Raw genomic sequence first — 6,975 nt, 5'->3', positions numbered from 1 at the left:
TTCCGCGACCTGTGGCGGCATCGGCTCGTGCCGCGCGTACCGGCGGCTGAACCGCGCCGTGCCGTGCGACAGCGACCGCAGGTCGACCGAGTACCGGCCGATCTCGATCTCGGGCACCTCGGCCCGGATCACCGTGCGCCCGCCGGGCGTCTGCTCGGTGCCGAGCACCCGGCCGCGCCGCCCTGACAGATCGCTCATCACGGCGCCCACGAAGTCGTCGCCGACCAGCACCGACACCTCGGCCACCGGCTCCAGCAGATGGATCCGCGCGTCGGACGCCGCCTCCCGCAGCGCGAGCGCGCCGGCCGTCTGGAACGCGGCGTCGGAGGAGTCCACCGAGTGCGCCTTGCCGTCCAGGAGGGTCACGCGTACGTCGATGAGCGGATGCCCGGCGGCGACGCCCTTGGCGGCCTGGGCCCGTACTCCCTTCTCCACCGACGGGATGAACTGGCGTGGCACCGCGCCGCCGACGACCTTGTCCACGAACTCGATGCCGGAGCCGCCCGGCAGCGGCTCGACCTCGATCTCGCAGATGGCGAACTGCCCGTGCCCGCCGGACTGCTTGACGTGCCGGCCGCGTCCGCCCGACTTGATCGCGAAGGTCTCGCGCAGGGACACCTTGTGCGGTACGACGTCGACCTGGACGCCGTACCGGCTGCGCAGCCGCTCCAGGGCCACGTCGGCGTGCGCCTCGCCCAGGCACCACAGGACCACTTGGTGGGTGTCCTGGTTCTGTTCGAGCCGCATCGTCGGATCCTCGGCCACCAGCCGGGCCAGGCCCTGCGAGAGCTTGTCCTCGTCCGGCTTGCTGTGCGCCTGGATGGCCAGCGGCAGCAGCGGGTCGGGCATCTGCCACGGCTCCATGAGCAGCGGATCTTCCTTGGCGGACAAGGTGTCACCGGTCTCGGCGCGGCTCAGCTTGGCCACGCACGCCAGATCGCCCGCGATGACGTGCGACACCGGGCGCTGCTGCTTGCCGAACGGCGTGGACAGGGCGCCGATCCGCTCGTCGACGTCGTGGTCCTCGTGCCCGCGGTCGGCCAGTCCGTGCCCGGAGACGTGGACCGTCTGGTCGGCGCGCAGGGTGCCGGAGAACAGGCGGATCAGCGACAGCCGGCCGACGTACGGGTCGGAGGAGGTCTTCACGATCTCCGCGACCAGCGGCGCGTCCGGGTCGCAGGGCCTGAGCCGGCGCGGCTTGCCGTCGATCGTGGTCACCCGCACCGTCTCGTGCTCCAGCGGCGTCGGGAAGCCGCGTGTGATCAGCTCCAGCACCTCCACCGTGCCGAGCCCCTGCCGGGCGCCGTCGGACGCGGGTGCGGCGGCCAGGACGGGGAAGAAGACCCCGCGCGCGACGGCCCGCTCCAGGTCCTCGATCAGCGTCCCGACGTCGACCTGTTCCCCGCCGAGATAGCGGTCCATGAGGGTCTCGTCCTCGCTCTCCGCGATGATCCCCTCGATCAGCCGGTTGCGGGCCTCCTCGATCAGCGGCAGCTCGTCCTCGCCCGGCTCCGACTCCTTGCGCTCGCCGGTCGAGTAGTCGAACAACTTCTGGGACAGCAGCCCGATCAGGCCGGTCACGGGCGCGTGCCCGTCGGGCGCCCGCGGGCCGTGCAGCGGCAGGTAGAGCGGCAGGACCGCGTCGGGGTCGTCCGCGCCGAAGGCCTCCGCGCAGATCCGCGTCATGTCCTCGAAGTCGGCCCGCGCCGCCTCGAGATGCGTGACGACGATGGCCCGGGGCATGCCCACGGCCGCGCATTCCTCCCACACCATGCGGGTCGAGCCGTCCACGCCGTCCGAGGCCGAGACAATGAAAAGGGCCGCGTCCGCCGCTCGCAGACCGGCCCTGAGTTCACCGACGAAGTCGGCGTATCCGGGGGTGTCGAGAACATTGACCTTGATGCCGTCCCATTCCACGGGCACCAGGGAGAGCTGCACCGAGCGCTGCTGCCGGTGCTCGATCTCGTCGTAGTCGGAGACGGTGCCGCCGTCCTCCACACGGCCCGCCCGGTTCACCGCCCCCGCTGTGAGTGCGAGGGCTTCCACCAAGGTGGTCTTGCCCGATCCGGAGTGGCCGACCAGCACCACATTCCGTACGGACTGAGGGTGGTCGGCCGCTTGTGCCCTGCCGGCGGCCCCAGGGTGTGTCTGTCCTTTGTCGCCCATGATCCTGCCTCCCGTGCACGGTGAGGTCACTGTGGGCGCGGACACGCGGTTCCGCGTGCATGGCGGCTCCGGCGACGCCCGCGGTTATTCGAGCTTTCCACTCCCGTCACGGTGCGTCCATACGAAGGACGCGATCGCGCCGCCCACCAGCGCCTCCCCGGATCCACCGGAGGGGTCCGGGTGCCCGCCCCTCGCCCACGCGCACGCGTGGCTACGATGGGCCAGCCGGTGGCCAGCAGGGCCATGCGGCGACACCGACCCTCGGGAAGGCCATGCTGAACAAGTACGCGCGTGCATTCTTCACGCGTGTCCTCACACCGTTCGCCGCGTTTCTCATCCGGCTGGGCGTCAGCCCCGACGCCGTCACGCTCATCGGCACCGCCGGTGTGGTCGCGGGCGCGCTGGTCTTCTACCCCATGGGCGAGTTCTTCTGGGGCACGGTCGTGATCACACTCTTCGTGTTCTCCGACCTCGTCGACGGAAACATGGCCCGCCAGCTCGGCCGCTCCAGCCGCTGGGGCGCCTTCCTGGACTCCACGCTCGACCGGGTCGCCGACGGCGCGATCTTCGCCGGCTTCATCCTCTGGTACGCCGGGGGCGGCGACGACCTCGTCCTGTGCGCCGTCTCGATCTTCTGCCTGGCCAGCGGCCAGGTCGTGTCGTACACCAAGGCCCGCGGTGAGTCGATCGGTCTGCCGGTCGCCGTCAACGGGCTCGTCGAGCGGGCCGAGCGGCTGGTGATCTCGCTGGTCGCGGCCGGGCTCGCGGGCCTGCACGCGTTCGGTGTGCCCGGCATCCAGTACCTGCTGCCCGTCGCCCTGTGGATCGTCGCCGTGGGCAGCCTCGTCACGCTGATCCAGCGGGTCGTCACGGTCCGCCGGGAGTCCGCCGAGGCCGAGGCCGCCGCGCAGGACAATGAGGGCAAGCAGCACAACGCCTCTCACGGGAGCGAGGCGGCCACGTGAGCGCACAGGACCGGCTGACGGACACGCTGTACGGCCTCGGCTGGAGCACCGTCAGGAAGCTCCCCGAGCCGGTCGCCGTACGGCTCGGGCGCGCCATCGCCGACCTCGCCTGGAAACAGCGCGGCAAGGGCGTACAGCGCCTGGAGAGCAACTACGCGCGCGTGGTCCCCGACGCCGGCCCCGAGCGGCTGGCCGAGCTGTCCCGCGCGGGGATGCGCTCCTACCTGCGCTACTGGATGGAGTCTTTCCGGCTCCCCGCGTGGAGCAAGGAGCGGATCAAGGGCGGTTTCGCCGTCAAGGACATCCACTACGTCACCGAGGGCATGGCATCCGGCAAGGGCGTCATACTCGCCCTGCCGCACCTGGGCAACTGGGACCTCGCCGGCGCCTGGGTCACCACCGAGCTGGGCATCCCGTTCACGACGGTGGCCGAGCGCCTGAAGCCGGAGACGCTGTACGACCGGTTCGTCGCCTACCGCGAGAGCCTCGGCATGGAGGTCCTGCCGCACAGCGGCGGCACCGCCTTCGGCACCCTGGCCCGGCGGCTGCGCGACGGCGGCCTGGTCTGCCTGGTCGCCGACCGCGACCTGTCCGCCTCCGGCGTCGAGGTCGACTTCTTCGGCGACACCGCCCGGATGCCGGCCGGACCCGCCCTGCTCGCCCAGCAGACCGGCGCGCTGCTGCTCCCCGTCACGCTCTGGTACGACGACTCGCCCGTGATGCGGGGCCGCGTCCACCCACCGGTCGAGGTGCCCGAGTCAGGCACGCGCGCCGAGAAGACGTCTGTGATGACACAGGCGCTGGCCGACGCCTTCGCCACGGGGATCGCCGACCATCCGGAGGACTGGCACATGCTGCAGCGCTTGTGGCTCGCGGACCTCGATCCAGCGAAGGGATCCACGTGAGGATCGGCATCGTCTGCCCGTACTCCTGGGACGTACCGGGCGGCGTCCAGTTCCACATCCGTGATCTGGCCGAATACTTCATCCGCCTCGGCCACGAGGTGTCCGTCCTCGCCCCGGCGGACGACGACACCCCGCTGCCGCCGTACGTCGTCTCGGCCGGGCGCGCGGTGCCGGTGCCGTACAACGGCTCGGTGGCCCGGCTGAACTTCGGCTTCCTCTCGGCGGCCCGGGTGCGCCGGTGGCTGCACGACGGCGCGTTCGACGTGATCCACATCCACGAGCCGACCTCGCCCTCGCTGGGCCTGCTGACCTGCTGGGCGGCGCAGGGCCCGATCGTCGCCACGTTCCACACGTCCAACCCGCGCTCCCGGGCCATGATCGCCGCGTACTCCATCCTCCAGGCCGCCCTGGAGAAGATCAGCGCGCGGATCGCGGTGAGCGAGTACGCCCGGCGCACGCTGGTGGAGCACCTCGGCGGGGACGCCGTGGTGATCCCGAACGGCGTCGACGTCGACTTCTTCGCCGAGGCCGAGCCCAAGGCCGAGTGGCAGGGCGACACGATCGGCTTCATCGGGCGCATCGACGAGCCCCGCAAGGGACTGCCGGTGCTCATGAAGGCCCTGCCGAAGATCCTCGCCGCCCGCCCGCAGGCCCGGCTGCTGGTCGCCGGGCGGGGCGACGAGGTGGAGGCGGTGGAGAAACTCCCGGCCGAGCTGCGCTCCCGCGTGGAGTTCCTCGGCATGGTCAGCGACGAGGACAAGGCGCGCTTCCTGCGCAGCGTCGACCTGTACGTCGCGCCCAACACCGGCGGCGAGAGCTTCGGCATCATCCTGGTCGAGGCCATGTCCGCCGGCGCCCCCGTCCTCGCCTCCGACCTGGACGCCTTCGCGCAGGTCCTGGACCGGGGAGCGGCCGGCGAGCTGTTCCCGAACGAGGACGCCGAGGCCCTGGCCGACGCGGCCGTCCGGCTGCTGGAGGACCCGGAGCGGCTCGCGGAGCTGCGAGAGAGGGGCAGCGCCCATGTACGGCGCTTCGACTGGTCGACCGTCGGCGCGGACATCCTGTCCGTCTACGAGACGGTGACGGCGGGCGCGGCGGCGGTGGCCGAGGACGACCGGGTGACGGGGCTGCGGGCCAGGCTGGGGTTCGCCCGGGACTGAGGCCGGACCGGACAGATTCCTGCCGGGCCGAGCCGAAGGGCGGCTCGGCCGGGGCGGGGTGAACCGGGAGGCCGGTCGGCCCGCTAGCCTTGCCGCCCGTGACCACCACTCTCATCTGGATCGCCGTCGCCCTGGTCGCGATCGGGCTGTATCTGAGCTGGACCGCCGGCCGGCTCGACCGCCTCCACGCCCGGATCGACGCCGCCCGGGCCGCCCTGGACGCGCAGTTGCTGCGCCGGGCCTCGGTGGCGCAGGAACTGGCCACGTCGGGGGTCCTGGATCCGGCCGCCTCGATCGTGCTCTACGAGGCCGCCCACGCCGCCCGGCAGGCCGAGGAGGAACAGCGGGAGGTCGCCGAGAGCGAGCTGAGCCAGGCGCTGCGGGCCGTGTTCGAGGAGGCCCAGCAACTGGAGGCGGTGCGGGAGGCGCCCGGGGGAGAAGAGGCCGCGACCGAGCTCGTGCAGGCGGTGCGGCGCGTCCCCATGGCCCGCCGCTTCCACAACGACGCCGTACGCGCCGCTCGCGCCCTGCGCCGGCACCGAAAGGTCCGCTGGTTCCGCCTGGCGGGCCACGCGCCGTTCCCGATGGCCTTCGAGATGGACGACGAACCACCGGCCGCGCTGGCGGACCGCGGGGGCTCCTGAAGGCGGGACATCCCCGCCGCCTCAGGGCGAAAACGATCCACCGGCTTCCCATTGGCCCTTGCTGTGGCCTGGTCCCCTCACGTTTCCTCGGTGCTGCACAAAACCCCTCTTTCCCAGCAGCGAGGTCACCCGTGTCCATCTCCGAAAACCAGGCTCCCGAGACCGGCACCGCCCGTGTGAAGCGCGGCATGGCCGAGCAGCTCAAGGGCGGCGTCATCATGGACGTCGTCACGCCGGAGCAGGCGAAGATCGCCGAGGACGCGGGCGCCGTCGCCGTCATGGCCCTGGAGCGGGTCCCGGCCGACATCCGCAAGGACGGCGGCGTGGCCCGCATGTCCGACCCGGACATGATCGAGGGCATCATCGAGGCCGTCTCCATCCCGGTCATGGCCAAGTCCCGCATCGGCCACTTCGTCGAGGCCCAGGTCCTGCAGTCCCTCGGCGTCGACTACATCGACGAGTCCGAGGTCCTCACCCCGGCCGACGAGGTCAACCACAGCGACAAGTTCGCCTTCACCACCCCCTTCGTGTGTGGTGCCACCAACCTGGGCGAGGCCCTGCGCCGCATCGCCGAGGGTGCCGCGATGATCCGCTCCAAGGGCGAGGCCGGCACCGGCAACGTCGTCGAGGCCGTCCGCCACCTGCGCCAGATCAAGAACGAGATCGCCCGCCTGCGCGGCTACGACAACAACGAGCTGTACGCCGCCGCCAAGGACCTGCGCGCCCCGTACGAGCTGGTCAAGGAGGTCTCCGAGCTGGGCAAGCTCCCGGTCGTGCTGTTCTCCGCCGGCGGCGTCGCCACCCCGGCCGACGCGGCCCTGATGCGCCAGCTCGGCGCCGAGGGCGTCTTCGTCGGCTCCGGCATCTTCAAGTCCGGCGACCCGGCCAAGCGCGCCGCCGCCATCGTGAAGGCCACCACCTTCTACGACGACCCGAAGATCGTCGCCGACGCGTCCCGCAACCTCGGCGAGGCCATGGTCGGCATCAACTGCGACACCCTCCCCGAGACCGAGCGCTACGCCAACCGCGGCTGGTAAGGCACAGGAACCCATGAGCGACACCCCCGTCATAGGCGTCCTGGCCCTCCAGGGCGACGTACGGGAGCACCTCGTCGCCCTGGCCACGGCCGACGCCG

6 protein-coding genes and 1 pseudogene are annotated in these 6,975 nt (G+C 71.7%); 6 read left to right on the top strand and 1 reads right to left on the bottom strand.

The features are described 5' to 3' along the window. The coding region (locus ACFTZL_RS38000) for an elongation factor G-like protein EF-G2 (RefSeq protein ID WP_382592909.1) at positions 1-2,166 on the bottom strand (2,166 nt) is incomplete at its 3' end. Between the two features lie 272 nt (positions 2,167-2,438). Between ACFTZL_RS38000 and pgsA the strand changes: the two genes are divergently transcribed. The 6 genes and pseudogenes from pgsA to ACFTZL_RS37970 all read left to right on the top strand — a co-directional run. After that, positions 2,439-3,131, top strand: a complete 693-nt coding sequence (pgsA, locus tag ACFTZL_RS37995) for a phosphatidylinositol phosphate synthase (RefSeq protein WP_382592906.1) — start codon at positions 2,439-2,441, stop codon at positions 3,129-3,131. Continuing rightward, positions 3,128-4,036 carry a phosphatidylinositol mannoside acyltransferase gene (locus ACFTZL_RS37990; RefSeq protein WP_382592903.1) on the top strand — a complete coding sequence of 303 codons (909 nt, stop codon included), beginning with the start codon at positions 3,128-3,130 and terminating at the stop codon, positions 4,034-4,036. Before pgsA ends, ACFTZL_RS37990 begins: the two co-directional genes overlap by 4 nt. Further along, positions 4,033-5,196: a glycosyltransferase family 4 protein gene (locus ACFTZL_RS37985; protein ID WP_382592900.1), complete on the top strand. Its 1,164-nt coding sequence runs from the start codon at positions 4,033-4,035 to the stop codon at positions 5,194-5,196. The genes ACFTZL_RS37990 and ACFTZL_RS37985 overlap by 4 nt, the downstream gene beginning before the upstream one ends. A 98-nt stretch (positions 5,197-5,294) precedes the next feature. Then, on the top strand, positions 5,295-5,840 hold the full coding sequence (locus ACFTZL_RS37980; protein WP_382592897.1) for a hypothetical protein: 546 nt from the start codon (positions 5,295-5,297) through the stop codon (positions 5,838-5,840). Between the two features lie 131 nt (positions 5,841-5,971). After that, entirely contained in the window at positions 5,972-6,877 is a 906-nt protein-coding gene (gene pdxS / locus ACFTZL_RS37975; RefSeq protein ID WP_215122607.1) for a pyridoxal 5'-phosphate synthase lyase subunit PdxS, read from the top strand. A gap of 13 nt (positions 6,878-6,890) precedes the next feature. Then, positions 6,891-6,975 (top strand): annotated as a pseudogene (locus ACFTZL_RS37970) (pyridoxal 5'-phosphate synthase glutaminase subunit PdxT); the annotation flags it as partial.

The organism is Streptomyces sp. NPDC056948, assembly GCF_042674225.1.
Taxonomy (GTDB): Bacteria; Actinomycetota; Actinomycetes; order Streptomycetales; family Streptomycetaceae; genus Streptomyces; species Streptomyces purpurascens.
This window is presented reverse-complemented; position numbering and strand designations above follow the sequence as displayed.

Coding starts and splice junctions, on each gene's coding strand:
- pgsA (WP_382592906.1), top strand. CDS start 2,439: ATGCTGAACAAGTACGCGCGTGCATTCTTCACGCGTGTCCTCACACCG.